General features: G+C 66.6%; 19 protein-coding genes, 1 tRNA gene and 1 other RNA gene. 11 read left to right on the forward strand and 10 right to left on the reverse strand.

What is annotated here, in order from left to right:
• Nucleotides 1–206 (reverse strand): hypothetical protein (locus tag C8D78_RS19870; protein WP_244208162.1); only part of this gene is annotated, 206 nt, incomplete at its 3' end.
• A 409-nt stretch (nucleotides 207–615) separates the two neighbouring features.
• Here C8D78_RS19870 and C8D78_RS00010 point away from each other — a divergent pair.
• From C8D78_RS00010 to C8D78_RS00025, 4 genes are all read left to right on the forward strand, one after another.
• Nucleotides 616–1,035 carry a DUF3052 domain-containing protein gene (locus C8D78_RS00010; RefSeq protein WP_120949872.1) on the forward strand — a complete coding sequence of 140 codons (420 nt, stop codon included), beginning with the start codon at nucleotides 616–618 and terminating at the stop codon, nucleotides 1,033–1,035.
• Nucleotides 1,032–1,559 carry a peroxiredoxin gene (locus C8D78_RS00015; RefSeq protein ID WP_425266662.1) on the forward strand — a complete coding sequence of 176 codons (528 nt, stop codon included), beginning with the start codon at nucleotides 1,032–1,034 and terminating at the stop codon, nucleotides 1,557–1,559. Before C8D78_RS00010 ends, C8D78_RS00015 begins: the two co-directional genes overlap by 4 nt.
• Before the next feature lie 31 nt (nucleotides 1,560–1,590).
• Nucleotides 1,591–2,499, forward strand: a complete 909-nt coding sequence (locus tag C8D78_RS00020; RefSeq protein ID WP_425266663.1) for an NAD-dependent protein deacetylase — start codon at nucleotides 1,591–1,593, stop codon at nucleotides 2,497–2,499.
• A gap of 91 nt (nucleotides 2,500–2,590) precedes the next feature.
• A tRNA-Val gene (locus C8D78_RS00025) sits at nucleotides 2,591–2,666 on the forward strand.
• 131 nt (nucleotides 2,667–2,797) lie between these two features.
• Here the strand turns inward: C8D78_RS00025 and C8D78_RS19615 are convergent.
• Nucleotides 2,798–2,941, reverse strand: coding sequence for a hypothetical protein (locus C8D78_RS19615; RefSeq protein ID WP_167467812.1), 144 nt, complete (start codon nucleotides 2,939–2,941; stop codon nucleotides 2,798–2,800).
• A 211-nt stretch (nucleotides 2,942–3,152) separates the two neighbouring features.
• Between C8D78_RS19615 and C8D78_RS00030 the strand changes: the two genes are divergently transcribed.
• Nucleotides 3,153–3,443: a hypothetical protein gene (locus C8D78_RS00030; RefSeq protein WP_120949874.1), complete on the forward strand. Its 291-nt coding sequence runs from the start codon at nucleotides 3,153–3,155 to the stop codon at nucleotides 3,441–3,443.
• 198 nt (nucleotides 3,444–3,641) lie between these two features.
• On the opposite strand, the gene C8D78_RS00035 is transcribed toward C8D78_RS00030, so the two are convergent.
• The gene (locus C8D78_RS00035) at nucleotides 3,642–4,370 is read right to left on the reverse strand and encodes a FadR/GntR family transcriptional regulator (protein ID WP_120949875.1); all 729 of its coding nucleotides are present in this window, start codon (nucleotides 4,368–4,370) and stop codon (nucleotides 3,642–3,644) included.
• Between the two features lie 265 nt (nucleotides 4,371–4,635).
• Here C8D78_RS00035 and gndA point away from each other — a divergent pair, with 265 nt between their 5' ends.
• Together gndA and C8D78_RS00045 are read left to right on the forward strand one after the other, a co-directional pair.
• Complete coding sequence (gene gndA / locus C8D78_RS00040) at nucleotides 4,636–6,072, forward strand: NADP-dependent phosphogluconate dehydrogenase (RefSeq protein ID WP_120949876.1); 1,437 nt, start codon at nucleotides 4,636–4,638, stop codon at nucleotides 6,070–6,072.
• A gap of 115 nt (nucleotides 6,073–6,187) precedes the next feature.
• Entirely contained in the window at nucleotides 6,188–7,021 is an 834-nt protein-coding gene (locus C8D78_RS00045; protein WP_120949877.1) for an oxidoreductase, read from the forward strand.
• Between the two features lie 22 nt (nucleotides 7,022–7,043).
• On the opposite strand, the gene C8D78_RS00050 is transcribed toward C8D78_RS00045, so the two are convergent.
• The 5 genes from C8D78_RS00050 to msrA form a co-directional block, all read right to left on the reverse strand.
• Entirely contained in the window at nucleotides 7,044–8,009 is a 966-nt protein-coding gene (locus tag C8D78_RS00050) for a formylglycine-generating enzyme family protein (protein WP_120950604.1), read from the reverse strand.
• A gap of 14 nt (nucleotides 8,010–8,023) precedes the next feature.
• Nucleotides 8,024–9,565, reverse strand: a complete 1,542-nt coding sequence (locus C8D78_RS00055; protein WP_120949878.1) for an arylsulfatase — start codon at nucleotides 9,563–9,565, stop codon at nucleotides 8,024–8,026.
• 180 nt (nucleotides 9,566–9,745) lie between these two features.
• Nucleotides 9,746–10,330 carry a serine O-acetyltransferase EpsC gene (epsC, locus tag C8D78_RS00060; protein WP_120949879.1) on the reverse strand — a complete coding sequence of 195 codons (585 nt, stop codon included), beginning with the start codon at nucleotides 10,328–10,330 and terminating at the stop codon, nucleotides 9,746–9,748.
• A gap of 39 nt (nucleotides 10,331–10,369) precedes the next feature.
• On the reverse strand, nucleotides 10,370–11,305 hold the full coding sequence (cysK, locus tag C8D78_RS00065; RefSeq protein ID WP_120949880.1) for a cysteine synthase A: 936 nt from the start codon (nucleotides 11,303–11,305) through the stop codon (nucleotides 10,370–10,372).
• Nucleotides 11,306–11,370: 65 nt separating this feature from the next.
• Nucleotides 11,371–11,895 (reverse strand): peptide-methionine (S)-S-oxide reductase MsrA, encoded by a 525-nt coding sequence (gene msrA / locus C8D78_RS00070; RefSeq protein WP_120949881.1) that lies wholly within the window; start codon nucleotides 11,893–11,895, stop codon nucleotides 11,371–11,373.
• A 99-nt stretch (nucleotides 11,896–11,994) separates the two neighbouring features.
• On the opposite strand from msrA, the gene C8D78_RS00075 reads away from it, so the two are divergent.
• A complete protein-coding gene (locus C8D78_RS00075; protein WP_208641824.1) occupies nucleotides 11,995–12,906 on the forward strand; it encodes a Nif3-like dinuclear metal center hexameric protein in 912 nt (303 codons plus the stop codon).
• Between the two features lie 123 nt (nucleotides 12,907–13,029).
• A complete protein-coding gene (locus C8D78_RS00080) occupies nucleotides 13,030–13,767 on the forward strand; it encodes a zinc ribbon domain-containing protein (protein ID WP_120949883.1) in 738 nt (245 codons plus the stop codon).
• A gap of 90 nt (nucleotides 13,768–13,857) precedes the next feature.
• Here C8D78_RS00080 and C8D78_RS00085 read toward each other — a convergent pair whose 3' ends face one another.
• Both C8D78_RS00085 and C8D78_RS00090 read right to left on the reverse strand, forming a co-directional pair.
• A complete protein-coding gene (locus C8D78_RS00085) occupies nucleotides 13,858–14,622 on the reverse strand; it encodes a YaaA family protein (protein WP_120949884.1) in 765 nt (254 codons plus the stop codon).
• A 102-nt stretch (nucleotides 14,623–14,724) separates the two neighbouring features.
• Nucleotides 14,725–15,648, reverse strand: coding sequence for a slipin family protein (locus tag C8D78_RS00090; protein WP_244208163.1), 924 nt, complete (start codon nucleotides 15,646–15,648; stop codon nucleotides 14,725–14,727).
• Between the two features lie 111 nt (nucleotides 15,649–15,759).
• On the opposite strand from C8D78_RS00090, the gene rnpB reads away from it, so the two are divergent.
• Together rnpB and C8D78_RS00100 are read left to right on the forward strand one after the other, a co-directional pair.
• Nucleotides 15,760–16,153: RNase P RNA component class A (rnpB, locus tag C8D78_RS00095), an RNA gene on the forward strand.
• A 192-nt stretch (nucleotides 16,154–16,345) separates the two neighbouring features.
• Nucleotides 16,346–18,013, forward strand: a complete 1,668-nt coding sequence (locus C8D78_RS00100; RefSeq protein ID WP_120949885.1) for a GMC family oxidoreductase — start codon at nucleotides 16,346–16,348, stop codon at nucleotides 18,011–18,013.
• Nucleotides 18,014–18,152 lie beyond the last annotated feature (139 nt).

Genomic DNA, 18,152 nt, shown 5'->3' on the forward strand with positions numbered 1-18,152 from the left:
CTCTGCGCGCCGGCCCGCTGAAGCAGGCTGCGCATGATGTACCGGGCACGCTCCGTGCCCTGTTCCTGAATCAGCGTATCCAGGGACTCCAGCCATTCGGCGGTCTCTTCCGGATCACGATCAGGCAGCTGGTTTGTCAACCCGCTGAGGATATGGGAGGTATCTTCTCCTGCAGCCACGTCCAACCTCTCTTTGAGCGCATCCATCGGCACCCTCAGCTCCGGGCAGGGTGACTGCCTGGCGTGAACGCGTCGTGTGCGACATATCGGTTACAACAGCCCGGTCGTATGCGCCGGGCAAGGTCCAATCACGGTACGCCTGCCTGTGTCAGCAGGGCGGTTGCCCGCGCAGGCGTAGTCGTCATCAGCCACTCTAGCCGTGCGAGCTGGCGGATGCGTAGCCGCCGCATGGTCCCCCCGCTCTAATTCACGGGCATACTGGTTGTGTGACCAAGCGCTGCATTACGGCGTTCGGATCGCCCTGTGTGACGCAGAATATGGCGGATCGCGGGGTCAACAGCTTGAAGCGCGAGCTCAAAGGGTGTTGGCTTGGAGTAATGGAAATCACTAGTGCCATTCAAGACATGAAGCACTTCACAGAGCATAGGAGCAACACGTGAGCGAGGCCGACGCCGCCACTTCGGTAAATGTGGCGGAGAAACTGGGTTTCAAAGACGGGGACCTGATTCAGGAATTCGGTTATGACGAGGACGTCGACTTCGACTTGCGGGACGACATCGAAGACCTCACGGGGTCTGAGCTCCTGGACGAAGATGATCACGAGGTCGTCGACGCCGCCATTTTGTGGTGGCGGGCCGGCGACGGAGACCTCGTCGACACCCTGGTCGATTCGCTGACCACCCTCACGGAGGGCGGTGTCGTGTGGGTCCTGACCCCCAAGTCCGGCCGGGTCGGCTACGTGTCCCCGGCGGACATCCAGGACGCCGCGCCCACCGCGGGACTTCACTACACCACCTCCGCCGGTGTCTCGAAGGACTGGAGCGCCACCCGGCTGGTCACGCGGAAGAACAAGTGACCCAAGCGGTCCAACGCGCGGCCGGCGGACCGTCCGGCGCCGTGTCCCCTGCTCCCGGCGGGGTACCCGCCGTCGGCGATTCCGCACCGGACTTCGAGCTCGCAAACCAGTTCGGCGAGCCGGTCCGGCTTTCGGACTTCCGCGGGCGCAACGTGGTGGTTGTCTTCTACCCCTTCGCCTTCTCGGGTATCTGTACCGGTGAACTGTGCGAAATACGGGACAATTTGGCCTTCTTCGAGGCCGCCGGCGCTACCGTGCTGGCCATCTCCGTGGACAGCAAGTTCGCCCAGCGGGCCTATGCCGAAAAAGAAGGCTACGGCTTTGACCTCCTCGCCGACTTCTGGCCGCACGGCGCCGTGGCCTCGGCCTACGGGGTGTTCGACGCCGACAGCGGGATGGCCCTGCGCGGCACCTTCATCATCGACGCGGCCGGAATCGTCCGCTATGTAGTGGTAAATCCCCGCGGCCAGGCCCGGGACCTCGCCGAATACCGGACCGCCCTCGCGGGGCTCGGCGGGAACTGATCCGGTGAGGCAGCGGCGGCCAGGAATCGGCATGACTGGGTTCGCCAGTCTCCCTCCGGTCGTGGCCGCCGAGGCGACTTCAGGGGAGCTCCAGCCGGGCGAGCTCGCTGCCCTGCGGGACATCCGCGGACTCCTCGCCGGGGGGCGGTTCGCCGTGCTGACCGGCGCCGGGCTAAGCACCGATTCGGGCATCCCGGACTACCGCGGCCCCGGCGCTGCCCCGCGCGCCCCCATGACGTACCAGGAATTCATCGGCGAGCCGGGAAACCGGCAGCGCTACTGGGCCCGCAACCACATCGGCTGGTCGCACCTGCGCAAAGCGGACCCCAATGACGGCCATGCTGCGGTAGCCCGGCTCGAACACCGGGGGCTGCTCACCGGGCTCATCACCCAAAACGTCGACCGGCTCCACGAGGAGGCCGGCAGCGTCAACGTGGTGGACCTGCACGGCCGGTTCGACCAGGTTGTGTGCCTGGACTGCGGCCGGCGGTACAGCCGCCGGCTGCTGGCCGGGGTCTTGGATGAACTCAACCCCGGGTTCCTGGAACGGGCCCGGGCCGCCGGGGCGGTCGAGATGGCCCCCGACGCCGACGCCACTGTCGAGGACGCCGGACTGATCGAATCGTTCGTCGTTGCCCGCTGCCCGGCCTGCGGGGGCACTTTGAAGCCTGACTTCGTGTATTTCGGGGAAAATGTGCCCAAGGACCGGGTGGAGCGCTCCTACGCCATGGTCGACGAGGCCCGGGCCCTCCTTGTCGCGGGGTCGTCGCTGACCGTGATGAGCGGCCTGCGCTTTGTCCGCCACGCGGCCAAACAGGGCAAGGCCGTGGTCATCATTAACAGGGGGCCGACCCGCGGTGACAGCCTGGCCGCCGTCAAGCTGGAAGCCGGCGTCAGCAGGGCCCTGACCTGGCTGGCGGCCGAGCTCCCGCCGCTTTAGGGGCGGCGGTGCCCGATTGGCGCTTGCCCGGTCCGATCCGGTACAGTAACTGTTCGTTGGTTGAAGCGCGCAAGCGCGGATACCGCGGTTTGGGTCTTTAGCTCAGCTGGTAGAGCGCCACGTTTACACCGTGGATGTCATCGGTTCGATCCCGGTAGGACCCACCAAATTATCTAGCCCCGCTGTTCCGGATATTTCCGGAGCGGCGGGGCTTTTTGGTGTATTCCGGGCGTTCGGCCGGATCCACTCCCGGTGCGTGTGATCCGCGTCCGGCCCCCCACGCCAGGGACGTCGCGGCCTACTTGTTCTTGCCCTTGAGGATCAGCATGAGGTTGTGGCCTACGTGGGCCTCTTCAGGGGTTTCGGAGGCCTCCAGGTCCTTGGCGTAGTAGTGGATGTCGGCGAGCTTGTCGCCGGTTGCTTGGCGCAGTTCAGTTGTCACCGCAGAACTTTGACACGTCATCCTTGGGGCAACCTGTGAGCCCTTGGTGAAACTCCAACGCCACCGCGGATCGCCGGGCCAGGATCGCCCGCCACCGGGGGCAGCGGACGGCTGCACTGGCACCCTAGGGGAGAGGAAAACCCGGCCGCCTTGCCCGCCCCGCCGGTCCGGGCACTAAGGAATGTCCGGGCCCCCGCCTAGTGTGACGGGCATGGAGCACGTGATAGTGAAGACAGGCCCGGACGGGCGGCCGCAAGCCGTCGTCCGCGGGGGCAGGGAATGGTTGATCGGCGCCGAGCCGGTCCGGTGGTTCGAACGGGTCAGCTGGTGGGAGGCCGAGCGCCGGATGCCGAAGGGCCTGAGTCGCGTTGACGTCGAGGTCTGGCAGGTCCAGGCAAGGCTTGGCCGCAACCGCGGATCGTCCCTCACCACCATGGAACTGATCCGGGACGGGCTGGGCGGCGGGTGGCGGCTGAGGGAGGCAGTGGCCGACGCCGCATAGGCCGCGTTCCCCCGAAGGGCCACGCGGGGCCCGTAATCGGGCATTGGAAAAGCCTTCCACCGCGACTATTGGGGGATGCCGCGGTGGAAGGCTTGTTACGAATATACCGTGAACATTTGGAAATGTGAAACGCGCCGGCCGGTTAACGGACCGCCGAAAATCGCTAAACGATGGCTTAATTGACCGCAGTGCTGGGGGCTAGTGACGCTGCAGCGGGACAAACACGCGGGGCTGGTTTTTCCAGCTCGGCTCCATCTCCGTGATGGTCTCCCGCATGATCCGGTTGGAGGCCTCCCGCGCGGCGGCCGCATTCCCGGCGGCAATGGCCTCGGCGACCTCCACGTGCCACTGCAGCGCCGTCTCCCGCGGGTGGTCGGGCATGAGGCCGTGGATGGTGCGGCCGGTCAGGGTTTCGGTCACCTGGCCCACCATGTTGGCGAACATCTCGTTGCCGGAGCCGGTTAGCAATAGGGAGTGGAACAGGATGTCCAGCTCAAGGAACCGGGGCACGTCGCCGGCCTGGCCGGCTTCCCGCATGGCGTGCGAGATCTCCACGAGCTCCTGGCGGAGTTCGGCCGGGGCGTTGGCCGCGGCGAGTTCGGCGGCCACCGGTTCGACGGCGGTGCGGAGCTCGGCCAGGGAGCGCAGTTGGGCGCCGCGCCCCTCGCCGGCGAGCCGCCAGCGGATCACGAGCGGGTCGAAGGGGTTCCAGCGGCTGGAGGGGAGCACCCGGATGCCCACGCGCTTGATGGTCTCCACCAGGCCTAGGGACTGCAGCACCCGGACAGCTTCCCGGACCACCGAGCGGGAGACCTTGAGTTCGTCCTCGAGGTGCTCGGCAAGCATGACGTGCCCGGCCGGAAGTTCGCCCGCGACGATCCGGGTCCCGAGGTGCTCAACGGCACGGGTATGGAGGCTGGTCGGCATAGTCGTAAGCATAATGCTGCCGGGCCCGTCCGGGCTGAACGGCAGGGCCGGCGCCGGTGATCATAGACTGTTTGTGACGCGCAGTTATTCCGCGGAGTGGGCGCTGCTTTCCCGCGACCCGCGGAAATACATATGGTTTATGGACAGCCACTGATCCTCGAGCGCGGGTTCCGCCCCCATGCGGCGCAACCTGCCCGAGTGCTAGATGAACGTCTTACAAGAATCGCCGTGCATACATGGTGTAAAGAAATGAATTGGAGTTTTGATGTCAGCACACATCGGTGTCACCGGCCTTGCGGTGATGGGGGCCAACCTCGCACGCAACCTGGCCCGGAACGGCTTCACCGTCGCCCTGCACAACCGGTCCGTGGAAAAGACAGACGCCCTCCTCGCGAAGCACGGTGACGACGGCGACTTCGTCCGTACCGAGACGCTGCAGGAGCTCGTTGACTCGCTGGAGAAGCCGCGTCGGGTCCTGATCATGGTCAAGGCCGGCAAGCCGGTGGACTCCGTGATCGAGCAGCTCGAGCCGCTCCTGGAACCGGGCGACATCATCATCGACGCCGGCAACTCGCACTACGAGGACACCCGCCGCCGCGAAGCCGCCCTCGCGAAGAAGGACCTGCACTTTGTCGGCATCGGCGTCTCCGGCGGCGAGGAGGGCGCCCTGAACGGCCCCTCGATCATGCCGGGCGGCTCCAAGGAGTCCTACGACGCCCTCGGCCCGCTGCTGGAAAAGATCGCCGCCCACGTCGACGGCAAGCCCTGCTGCGCCTGGATCGGCACCGACGGCGCCGGACACTTCGTCAAGATGGTCCACAACGGCATCGAATACGCCGACATGCAGGTCATCGGCGAGGCCTTCGACCTCCTGCGCTCCGGCGCCGGGATCGAACCGGCCGAGCAGGCGAAGATCTTCGAAGAGTGGAACAAGGGCGAGCTCGCCTCGTTCCTGATCGAAATCTCCGCCGAGGTCCTCGGCCACGTCGACGCGAAGACCGGCAAGCCGTTCGTCGACGTCGTGGTGGATGCCGCAGGCCAGAAGGGCACCGGCCGCTGGACGGTCATCTCCGCGCTTGAGCTGGGCTCGCCGACGTCGGGCATCGCAGAATCGGTGTTCGCCCGCGCCCTGTCTTCGCAGACCGAGCAGCGCCAGCTGGCCCAGGAACTGCTGGCCGGCGGCGAGGCCGCGGTCGAGGTCCCCGAAAGCTTCGTCGAGGACGTCCGCCAGGCGCTGTATGCCTCCAAGCTGGTCTCCTACGCGCAGGGGCTGGACATGCTCACCTCCGCGGCCAAGGAATACGGCTGGGACCTGAAGCTGGACGAAATCGCCTCGCTGTGGCGCGGCGGCTGCATCATCCGGGCAGAACTGCTCAAGGAGATCACCAAGGCGTACGCCGCCGCGGAGAAGCCGGCCAACCTGCTCTTCGCCCCGGCCTTCACCAAGGCGATCGCCGAGGTCCTCCCGGCCTGGCGCCGCGTGGTGGCCACCGCCGTCCAGCTCGGCATCCCGGTGCCGGTGTTCTCGTCCTCGCTGGCCTACTACGACGGCCTGCGCCGCAAGCGCCTGCCGGCCGCCGTCATCCAGGGCCAGCGCGACCTCTTCGGCGCGCACACCTACGGCCGGGTCGACGCCGAGGGCACTTTCCACACCCTTTGGGGCGAGGACAAGTCCGAGATCGAGGCAGTCGACACGCACTGACCCACCCGGGTCCGACGCGGCGGCCGGCGCCTTCCAGTTACTCTGGGAGACGCCGGCCGTTCGCGTTTCCGAACGGCCCGTGCCCAAGGAATTCAGCGCCCAAGGAGCTCAGCCCATGCCCCAGCAAGTAGCGATTGTCACCGGCGCCTCCACCGGGATCGGCTTTGAAACCGCGAAGAAGCTGGCGGCAGCCGGCTTCACGGTCTATGCCGGGGCCCGCCGGGTGGAGAAGATGGAGCCCCTGAAGGCCTCCGGCGTCAGGGTTTTGGCGCTGGACGTGACGGACGAGGACTCGATGAGCGCCGCCGTCGCGCAGGTCCTGGCCGCCCACGGCCGCATCGACGTGCTGGTCAACAACGCAGGCTACGGGACGTACGGCTCGCTTGAGGAAGTGGAGCTGGCCGAGGGACGGCGGCAGTTCGATGTCAACGTCTTCGGCCTGGCGCGCATGACCCAGCTCGTGATCCCGGCCATGCGGACCGCGCGCGCGGGCAGGATCATTAACATCTCCTCCATCGGCGGGAAGATGTACGAGCCGCTGGGTGCGTGGTACCACGCGACGAAGTTTGCGGTGGAAGGCCTCAGCGATTCTTTGCGGGTCGAGCTCAAGCCGCACGGCATTGACGTGGCCATCATCGAACCCGCCGGGACGCAGACGGAGTGGGGCGCCATCGCGGCCCAGGGGCTCCTGACCAGCTCCGGGACCGGTCCCTACGCGGCGCAGGCCAAGGTGGTCGCGGCGGCGCTGGGCACCACGGACAACGCCGCAACCTCGACCCGGCCGGAACTCGTGGCCGGGGCCATCCTGCACGCCGCGACGGCCCGGCGGCCCAGGACCCGGTACCCGGTTGGGGCCAGCGCCCGGGGGATCCTGCTGCTGCGCCGCCTGCTGCCGGACCGGACGTTCGACGCGGTGCTCTGGAATATCTACAAGCGGTTCCCGAGCTAGGGCTCCGGGTTGCCGGCGGCCCTCACCCGGGGCCTAGGCCCGTGTCCGGCGCCGATGCCACGCCGGCCCTGGGTTCCGGGAATGAGGCAGCGCAGCGGAATCCGACATGGCTCATCCCGGTATCGATCATCTGCGGGCGCCGCGCGGCGGGCCGGTACCGCTGGCAGTAGTTGTCGGCACAGAGGAACGAGCCGCCCTTAATGACCTTGCGGGGCACCGGGACCTGACCCGGGTCGACGCTGGCGTTGCGCTCCCCGCCCCGGGGATCGCGCGGGACGCAGCATCCGGGGCCGGCGTCGTGCTGCCGGTACCAGTCGCTGGTCCACTCCCACACGTTTCCGGCCATGTCATAGAGTCCGAACCCGTTCGGCGGGAAGGAACGCACCGGCGCGGTCGAGCCGTAGCCGCGTTGTGCCCGCCATGGGAAGTCGCCGTGCCAGTAGTTCGCGCGGGGCGTGTACGCGTCCTCGGGGTCGTCGCCCCACGTGAACTGCGCACCCTCAAGACCGCCGCGGGCGGCGTATTCCCATTCCGCCTCGGTCGGCAGCCGGCATCCGGCCCACCCGGCATAGGCCTCCGCGTCCTCGTACGCGACATGCACCACCGGGTGGTCGGCCCGGTTGCCGATGGAGGTGCCAGGCCCGAACGGCCTGCGCCAGTTCGCGCCGGGCGTCCACGCCCACCACTGGCTCAGGTGCAGCAGGTCCACGGGGCCCGGCGTCCCCGTGAAGACCATTGAACCCGGGACGAGGTTCTCGGCTGGCGCACCCGGGAACATCTCCGGATCGAGGGGCCGCTCCGCGACCGTACGGTAGCCGGTCGCCCGGACGAAGTCCGCAAACTCGCGGTTGGTCACGGCCGCCGGACTGATCCAGAAGCCGCCGACCCGTACCCGGTGCGCCGGGGCCTCCTCCTGGTAGTGCCCGTCCGAGCCCATCGTAAACTCTCCGCCGTCGAGGCGTACGAACCCCTCAGGGCCGCCCGGCATGGCGAGGTTCTGGTTCAATCGCCACCGGCCAGGAACGCCTGCAGTTTCTCCACGGCCTGATCGATGCTGAACGTCGCGGCGCGCTGACGCGGCGGGAACTCCTCGAATGTGGCGAGGAACTCGGTCATGAGCGCCTGGGCGGCGAAGATGAGGTAGTCGTTCTCGAAAAGCCAGTCGAAGTACGTATTCGACGTGACGTCCGCCCGTTCGAAGGGGTCGGTGCGCAGGTTGAAGAGTTTTGGGATCCGCAACTGCACGAAGGGTTCGAACCAGACCTGGAGAGTGCCCTGGATGCGTTGTTCCATGAAGACCACCTTCCAGTTGTCGAACCTCAGGGCGAGCACATCGCCGTCGTCGGAGAAGTACACGAGCCCCTTGCGGGGGCTGGCGGCGACCTCGCCCGTGAGGTAGGGAAGCAGGTCGTAGCCGTCGATGTGGACTTTGTAGGTGCGGTCGCCGATCAACTTGCCCTGCTTGAGTTCGCCGACAGTGCTCGTGTCGCCCGCCGCCGCGAGCAACGTCGGCAGCCAGTCATGGTGCTGGACGATCTCGTTGGACACCACGCCCGCCGGGATGTGGCCCGGCCAGCGAATCATTTCGGGGACGCGGAACGCACCCTCCCAGTTGGTGTTCTTCTCGCTGCGGAACGGGGTCATGCCCCCGTCGGGCCAGGTGTTCATGTGCGGGCCGTTGTCGGTGGAGTAGATGACGATCGTGTCGTCGGCAATGCCCAGTTCGTCGAGGTGGTCCAGGAGTACGCCGACGAGTTTGTCGTGGTCGATCATCGTGTCGTGGTACTCGGACTGCCAGCGGCCGGCCTGCCCGATGCTTTCGGGCTTCGGGTGCGTGCGGAAATGCATGTGCGTGGTGTTCATCCACACAAAGAACGGCTCGCCGGAGCCATGCGCGCGCCCGATGAAGTCCATCGCGGCGGCGCCGAACTCCTCGTCGATCGTCTCCATGCGTTTCTTGGTGAGCGGGCCAGTGTCCTCGATGCGTTGCCGGCCGCGCCGGCCGAACCGCCCGTCCACCGTGCCGTCGTCATCCTCGGTTGCCCACGAGCGGATGACCCCGCGCGGCCGTGCACGGTCATTAAACCCGGGGAATTCCCGGACACTCGGCCAGTTGGGCGATTCCGGCTCCTCCTCGGCGTTGAGGTGGTACAGGTTGCCGTAGAACTCGTCGAAGCCGTGGGCGGTTGGCAGGAATTCGTTCTTGTCGCCCAAGTGGTTCTTACCGAACTGGCCGGTCACGTAGCCGTGCGGCTTGAGGACCTCCGCGATAGTGGGGTCCTCGGCCCGCAGCCCGAGATCAGCTCCCGGCATGCCGACCTTGCTGAGCCCGGTGCGGAACACACTCTGGCCGGTGATGAACGACGCCCGCCCCGCGGTGCAGCTCTGTTCGCCGTAGGAGTCCGTGAAGCGCATGCCCTCTTCGGCAATGCGGTCGATGTTTGGTGTGTGGTATCCCATCAGCCCGTCGCTGTAGCAGCTCAGGTTGGTGATACCGATGTCATCTCCCCAAATGACCAGGATGTTCGGCTTACCGTTGGGCATTGTGTGCCTCCTCGCAGGCTCGCGTGCTCGGACGGCGCCAATTCAAAGGACACTGCGGACGGACGCGCCGCTGTGCTCGACATCCTAGCGATGCACGCAGCGGGTGAGAAGGCTCCGGTCGAAAACACCAGCCGCACCCACGAGGCATCCCGGAGGCGGCCACCGTGGTTGCGCAGGACCCTAGATGCGGTATTCGATCAGGTATTCGGCCGGGTCGACGGCGGGCTTGGTTTCGCGCTGCGCGTCGCGGTGCCGCCAAGTGGCCGGCACGCCGGTGACGATGGATTCGGCCGGGGCGTCTTTGACCACGACGGCGTTGGCTCCGATTGCGCTGTCCCGGCCGATCGTGATGGGTCCCAGGACCTTGGCCCCGGCGCCGATCACCACGCGGTCCTCGATGGTGGGATGGCGTTTGATCTTCGCGAGCGAGCGGCCGCCGAGGGTCACGCCGTGGTAGATCATGACGTCCTCGCCGATCTCGGCGGTTTCGCCGATGACCACGCCCATGCCGTGGTCGATGAAGAAACGCCGGCCGATGGTGGCGCCGGGGTGGATCTCGATGCCGGTGAGGAACCTTGCCAGCTGGGAGATCAGCCGTGCCGGGAACCGCAGGGAGGGGTTTTGCCACAGCCGATGCGTCAGGCGGTGGAACCAGATCGCGTGCAGGCCGGAGTAGGCGAAGAAGTTCTCAAAAGAACCCCGAGCCGCCGGGTCGTGCGACCGGGCGGCGTCGAGGTCTTCTTTCAGTCTTGCGAAGAAGCTCACAAAGACCTTTCTGGGGAATCGTGGGACAGCGGCCGGGGCCTAGCCGCGGATGTCGTCGTACAGCACGGTGGAGATGTAGCGCTCACCAAAGTCGCACACAACAGCAACAATGAGTTTACCGGCGTTCTCCGGGCGTTTGGCGAGCTCCAGGGCCGCCCAGACGATCGCGCCGGAGGAAATGCCGCCCAGGATGCCTTCCTTGATGCCCAGATCGCGGGCCACGCGGACGGAATCCTCCAGCGTGGCGTCTATGACCTCGTCGTAGACGTTGGTGTCGAGGATTTCGGGGACGAAGTTCGCGCCGAGGCCCTGGATCTTGTGCGGGCCCGGGGCGCCGCCGTTGAGGATGGGGGAGTCCTTCGGCTCGACGGCGATGATCTGGACGTCGGGGTTGCGTTCCTTAAGGACCTGTCCGACGCCTGTGACGGTGCCGCCGGTGCCGACGCCGGCGACGAAGATGTCCACCTTGCCGTTGGTGTCCGTCCAGATCTCCTCGGCGGTGGTGCGGCGGTGGACCTCGGGATTGGCCTCGTTGGCGAACTGCTGGGCCCAGATGGAGTTCTCCGTGTTGGCCACGATCTCCTGGGCCTTCTCAACGGCGCCGCGCATGCCCTCGGAGCCGGGGGTCAGGACGATCTCCGCGCCGTACGCGCGCAGCATGACCCGGCGCTCGGTGGACATGGTCTCCGGCATGGTCAGGATGACCTTGTAGCCGCGGGCCGCGCCCACCATGGCCAGGGCGATTCCGGTGTTGCCGGACGTGCCTTCAACAATGGTCCCGCCGGGCTTGAGGGCACCGGACTTCTCAGCGGCATCAACGATGGCGACGCCGATCCGGTCCTTGACGCTGTTGGCCGGGTTGTAGAACTCCAGCTTGACGGCCACGGTGGCGTCAAGGCCTTCGGTCAGCCGGTTCAGCCGGACCAGCGGAGTTCCGCCCACCAGCTGGGTTACATCGTCATAGATCGGTGCCATGTATGTATGCCTGTCTTTGAAGAGGGTTGACTTCGGTCAGCCTAACGAGCGCCTGCTGACCCTAGCTAAGCATTAAGCCATGCAGAGTAATATTTCCTCGCCTTGGCCAGTTTTGGGTTGATGATCACCTGGCAGTAGCCCTGCTCCGGGTATTTGGCGAAGTAGTCCTGGTGGATTTCCTCGGCCACATGGAATTTCGGCAGCCGGCTGACCTCCGTGACGATCGGGTGGCGCCACAGGGCCTGGTTCCGTTCGATCGCTTCCTCGAACAGGATCTTTTCCTCGGTGGTCTCGTAGAACATCGAGGAGCGGTACTGGGTCCCGACGTCGTAGCCCTGGCGGTTCAGCGTGGTGGGGTCGTGGAGGGCGAAGAACATGTCCAGGATGACCTCCGCCGGGATGATGTCCTCGTCGAACGTCACTGCCACCACCTCGGCATGGCCTGTGGTCCCCGAGCACACGGAGTAGTAGTCGGGGTTGCGGTCGTGGCCTCCCGTGTAGCCCGAAACGACCGAGCTGACGCCCGTGGTTTTCTGGTAGACGGCGTCGAGGCACCAGAAGCAGCCTCCGCCGAGGACAAAAGTTTTCATGATCTCTTCAATGGTTCAACAGCTCCGATGATTCCCCAGCCACCTTACGAGACTCTTACGAGTGACAGGGCCGGCCGCGGATAGGGTAAAAATGGGGGTATGGAACCTGTGAACACCGCTGTTTCAGCCGAGTCCGACGCCGCCGACGCCGATTCCGGCACCGGGGAGGCGCCCGCGGCCGTGACGTTGGGGACGATCCAGCTTGCGGTGGAGGAACTCTGGCCCGAATCGCTGGCCGAGGACTGGGACGAGGTGGGCCTTGTCGCGGGACACCCGAATGCCGAGGTGACCAGGATCCTGTTCGCAGTCGATCCGACCACCGCGGTGATCGAGGAAGCCATCGACTTCGGCGCCGAGCTGCTCATCACCCATCATCCGCTGCTGCTCAAGGGAGTGACGAGCGTCGCCGCGAACACGGCCAAGGGCAAGGCCGTGCACCGCCTCATCGAGTCCGGGACCGCGCTGATGACGGTGCATACCAACGGTGACTCCGCCGTCGGAGGCGTCTCCGATGTCCTGGCCGACGCCCTGGGACTGCAGAACGTGGCCCCGCTGACGCCAGCCGCGAACGGGCTCCCCGAGGAAGGCATCGGCCGGGTCGGCGAGCTCGACGAGGTTTTGACCCTGGGCGATTTCGCGGCCCGCGTGTTCGGCATCCTGCCCTCCGTGGCCGGGGGCGTCCGCGTGTCCGGGGACCGGGACGGGCTGGTCCGGCGAGTGGCCGTCTGCGGCGGCGCCGGCGACTCGCTCTTCGGCCAGGTGCGGGCCAGCAACGCCGACGTCTACCTGACAGCGGATCTGCGCCACCACCCGGCGTCCGAAGCGCGCGAGGCGGCCGTCAATGACCGGCCCTACCTGATTGACGTCTCACACTTCGCCAGCGAATGGCTGTGGCTCCCTGCCGCCGCCGAGGCGCTGGGCAATGTCCTCGCCGATCAGGGGCACGACGTCGAGATCCGGGTCAGCACCACCAACAGCGACCCGTGGGACTTCATACTGACTCCGGGCTAAGCCTGGCGTGCGAGGGGCCCCGGGTGAGCGTAGCGAGGCCGGGGAGCACGCTAGGCGCTAGAGTCTAGTAAGCGCCGGTACGGTGCCCGGCTCCGGCCGGAAGGGAACAAGCGGAGGTAAATAGTGGCCAAGGCAGCACCGGCGGAACAGTTGAAGTTGCTCGAATTGCAGGGACTCGATGCCAAGCTCAAGTCCCTGTCCAACCGCCGCCGCAGCCTTGAAAGCGACTCCCGGATCACCGACCTGGAGGCGGCGCTCAGCGTGGCCAACGGCGAACTTGGCGCCGCCAAAGTGGCCGTCCACGACGCCGAACTCGAGCTCAAGCGCTCAGAGGCCGACGTCGAGCAAGTAGCCTCCCGGATCGTGCGCGACGAGGCCAAGCTCAACAGCGGCACGGGCCTGTCCAAGGACCTCGTCGCCCTGCAGCGCGACCTCGTCTCCCTCAACAAGCGCCGCTCCGACCTCGAAGACGTCGAGCTCGAAGTCCTGGAACGGCTCGATTCACTCCGCGCCCGGCAGGCCGCGCAGCAGCAGATCGTCGACGATATCCAGGGCTCCTTCGGCTCCATCCGCGCGGAACTGGACGAGCAGCTCGCCGAGATCGCCGCCGAGGCCGCCGTGGTGCGCGGGCAGCGTGCCGAGTTCGCCGCGGGACTCGACGCCGGAATGCTGGCCGTCTACGAGAAGACCCTGGCCAAGCGCGGCGTGGGCGCGGCGCGGCTGTTCCACGGCACCTCGGAGGGATCCGGCATGCAGCTCAGCCCGGGTGACCTCGCCGAGATCAAAGCCGCGGCCGAGGACGACATCGTTTTTTGCCCGGACTCCGGCTGCATCCTGGTCCGCTCGTCCGAGTGGGCCTGACCACCCGACTGACGCGCAGCTGCGGCCGTTTCAAGCAATCGCAACGGCAGTCACTGCGTCCGTGGGAAAGACGCCTAACCAGGGAGGATCCTAACCAGGCAGGATGATGTTCAGGGTGTGCGGCTTCCGGGCCGTGCCGCCGACCAGTTCCGCCGGCCACTTCTCGGCCGCCGCCTTCTGCAGCTGGGCCGGGGTTTGGGGGGCCTTGCCCCTGCGGCTGAGCAAGTGCCGTGCCAGCTCGCCGCGGGTGTGCTTGGCAAAGTGGCTGACCACCTTGCGCACCCCGGCCGTCTCGGTGAAGACGTTCACGGCCACCGTCTGCTCCGGTGGGGGAGTCCAGGCCGCGGCGTACGTGCTGGACCGGCAGTCCACCAACAGCTCGCCCCCCGTGGCCGCAGCCAGGGCATCGTTCAGTAGCGGCTTCCAGAACGAGGCGAGGCGCCCGACGTCGGGCAGCGAGGTCGCCATCGACAGCCGGTACGCAGGCACCCGGTCGGCGAAGCGGATGGCGCCCCAGAGCGCGGAAACCACCAGCACGGAATTGTCTGCCTTCGTCCGTTGCGCCCGGGTCAGGGAGTCGTAGCCGAGGGCGTCATAGAGCACACCGGAGTAAACCTGGTGGGCCGGGGCGGCAGGTTCGGCGTGCAGGCGGGTGTTGCGTTCGACGTCGGCACTCAGGGAGGGGCCGACGCCCAGCAGCGCCAGCGCGTCCTCGTGGGCACTGATCGTGCCGAGCGCGTCAAGGACCTTGGCCCGGGCACTGTTGAGGGCGGGAAAACTCAGGGTGGTCCAGTCGGCGGCGTCCCCGCCGGTCGCGGGGGTCTTGCCCTCCGAGGGCGGCAGCAGAATTAGCACCGTACGATCTTACCGGCGGCGGCCCGTCGGGCCGGCGCCCAGGCCGGAGCCGACGAGGAGGGGCAGGGCGTCGGCCGGCAGCATGCGCCCGTCCACGTGACGCTACGCGGCTTTGGCCGGCGGGTTCGTCGGGGCCGTCGGTGGTGCTGCCGGCGCGGGTGCCGTTACTGCTGCCGGCGCTGGTGCCGTTACTTCTGGTGCTCCCGGCGCTGGTGCTGTAACTGCTGCTGCCGCCGCCATCCCTGCCTTGGCCGCCTGGGCCTCGCGCGTCAGGAAGGTGCCCAGCTCCGCAATGGTGCTCATGAGCGGCGCGGGGAAGACGACGGTTGAGTTCTTGTCCACCCCGATCTCCACGAGGGACTGAAGGTTCCGCAGTTGCAGGGCGACGGGATGGGCCATCATTGTGTCGGAGGCCTGGCCGAGCGCCACGGCCGCGATCGCCTCGCCTTCGGCCGAGATGATCTTGGCCCGCTTCTCCCGCTCGGCCTCCGCCTGCCGGGCCATGGCCCGCTTCATGCTGTCCGGGAGTTGAATGTCCTTGAGTTCGACCAGGGTCACTTCGACGCCCCATTCCAGGGTCAGGGCGTCCAGGATCTGCCGGATGTCGGTGTTGATGCGCTCGGTTTCGGAGAGCGTCTGGTCAAGGCTGTGCTGGCCGACGACTTTCCGCAATGTGGTCTGGGCGATCTGGTTGATGGCTGCGGCCACATCTTCGATCGCCACGACGGACTTCACGGCGTCGATCACCCGGTAGTAGGCCACCGCCGAGATGTCGACGCTGACGTTGTCCTGGGTGATGATGCCTTGGGACTGGATCGGCATTGTCACTATTCGCAGACTGACGAGCTGAAGCCGGTCCACCACCGGGATGATGAACCGCAGGCCCGGCATCCGGACCGCGACCACCCGGCCGAGCCGGAACAGGACGCCTTGTTCGTACTGGCGCACAATTTTGATCGACATCCTGGCCAGAATGAGTACCAGGACAATGACGAGCAGCCAGCTGATGATGGCGGTCCAGTTCACGGCAATCGCTTCCTTACCTAGCAGGAATCTTGCTCCAATTCTCCCACCGGTCGGGTCAAATGGCCCCGGTGGGCCGGGGGCGGCGGGGGAGACCGTAGAATGAACAGCGGATGGGTTGACCAGGCGGCCGCGCGTCACGCAAGTGGCTCGAGGAACGTCCGGGCTCCGCAGAGCAGGGTGGTGGGTAACGCCCACTCGGGGTAACCCGCAGGCCAGTGCCACAGAGAACAGACCGCCTGCGTACGGCGTGTGCTTGCACAGGCCGCACGGCAGGTAAGGGTGAAACGGTGGTGTAAGAGACCACCAGCTTCCCGGGTGACCGGAAAGGCTAGGTAAACCCCACCCGGAGCAAGGCCAGACAGGGCACGATTGAGGGCTGCTCGCCCGAGTGCCCGGGTAGGCCGCTGGAGGGCGTCGGCAACGGCGTTCGTAGATGGATGGCCGCTACTCCCGCGCCGGCAACAGCGCGGGAACACAGAACCCGGCGTATCGGTCAACCCATCCACTCACCCGGCGCGGAGCCTGTCCTCCCCGCCGTAAATACCCCGCCGTCATTGCGCGCCGTCAATCCGTGACGCATCCCGCCGGCCCGCCGGGGTTCCAGGCTGAATAAATGCTTGACATCGCCCCGGTGAATCCCGAGACTTCAATGAACGCTTCAAGTAGTGATGCATTCGGTGATGGTTGAGGAGTCATTGTGCCGAACGATGCAGCATTCGATTACGTGATTGCGGGAGGTGGCACTGGGGGCAGCGTCCTGGCCGGCAGGCTGAGCGAAGACCCGTCCGTTAGCGTCTTGCTGCTCGAGGCTGGCAGATCCGACCGCCATCCCTTCATCCATATGCCGGCGGGCTTCCCGAGGCTTAAGGGCGGCCCCTACCAGTGGGCGTACCAGAGCATCCCGCAAAAACACAGCAACGGCCGCAGCATCCCGCTCCCTCAGGGTCGCGGGCTAGGCGGCGGCGGATCCATCAATTCCCAGGTTTTCACCCGGGGGGTGGACGAGGACTACGACGGCTGGGTCGCGGACTACGGGTGCGAGGGCTGGTCCGCCGCCGAGATCTCCAAGTATTTCGTCCGCTCGGAGTCAAATTCGAGACTCTCCGGACCCCGCCACGGAACTCAAGGGCCCCTCGGCGTCTCAGACCCCCGGAGTCCGCACACGCTCTCGGCGGCATTCGTGCAGGCGGGCCAGGAGTTCGGGCTCCCCTTCAACAGCGATTTCAACGGCGCCAAGCAGCTCGGCGTCGGCTTCTACCAGACCACCACCAGGAACGGACGCCGGTGCAGCGCCGCCGTCGCCTATCTGAAACCCGCACGCAAGCGGCCGAACCTCGCAGTTCGGGTCAATGTGACCGTCTCCAAGGTGGTCATCAAGAATGGCCGCGCCGTCGGGGTCCAGGCGATCGAGGGCGGCGTTGAGCGAACCTACAGTGCACGGCGCGAGGTGATCGTCGCCAGCGGTGCCTTTGGATCCCCGAAGTTGCTTCAGCTTTCAGGCATCGGCGACCCGGCTGACCTTGCGGCCGCCGGCATCGAGCTTCGCCATGCCTTGCCGGGCGTCGGGAAGAACCTGCAGGACCACCTGGACCTGGACATCATTTACGAACTAAAGGACGACCACAGTCTGGACCGGTTCAATCGCGTGCGCCCGGCCACTGTCCTGGCCGGGCTCGAGTACCTGGCGTTCCGCTCCGGACCGTTCGCGTCCAACCTGGTCGAGGCCGGTGGCTTCAGCCACGCCAACAAGGACGAGAAGACTCCGGACCTGCAGTTCCACTTCCTGCCCGCGGCGAGGTCGGAGCCAGGCATAGTGTCCCTGCTGCCCGGATTCGGGGCGACACTGAACTCGTACTTCCTGCGCCCCCGCAGCCGGGGGACGGTCCGCGCCGCGTCGTCAGACCCCACGGCCGCACCGTTTATTGATCCGAATTTCCTTGCGGACGACTACGATCTCGAGATAACGATCGCCGGCGTGCAGCAGAGTCGCCAGATCATGGAGCAGCCGTCGATGGGGGCCTTCATCAGGAAGGAGCACATCGGCGACGGCTCACCGGTGACAACCCGCGACGAGTACGTGAAGTTTGTGCGCTCCTTCGGACGGACCTCCTACCACCCGGTGGGCACCTGCGCCATGGGCACCGCCGATAATTCCGTCGTCTCGCCGCGGCTGAAGGTCCACGGGATCGAGGGGCTGCGCGTCGCCGACTCCTCGATCATGCCCCGTCTGATCAGTGCCAACACCCAGGCTCCCACCATCATGATCGCGGAAAAGGCCGTCGACATGATTCTCGAGGACGCCGCCGCGCTGACCGCCGGTGTGGGCCGCTTCGCCAGCCCCTCCAGGGCACCCGACCCCGTGTGAGTCATTTCACGCGTCACAGGCGCCAGGCGTGGTCGGGCCGCCCGTAGAATTGATGGTGAACGTAGAAGTTCTGCCGCCGGGTCTGCGTTCGCAGCCGGCGGTTTTCTTTGCGCTTAGCGAGGCGCCCGGGGTGGACCGA

The organism is Arthrobacter oryzae (genome assembly GCF_003634095.1).
In the GTDB taxonomy this organism is placed as follows: Bacteria; Actinomycetota; Actinomycetes; order Actinomycetales; family Micrococcaceae; genus Arthrobacter; species Arthrobacter oryzae.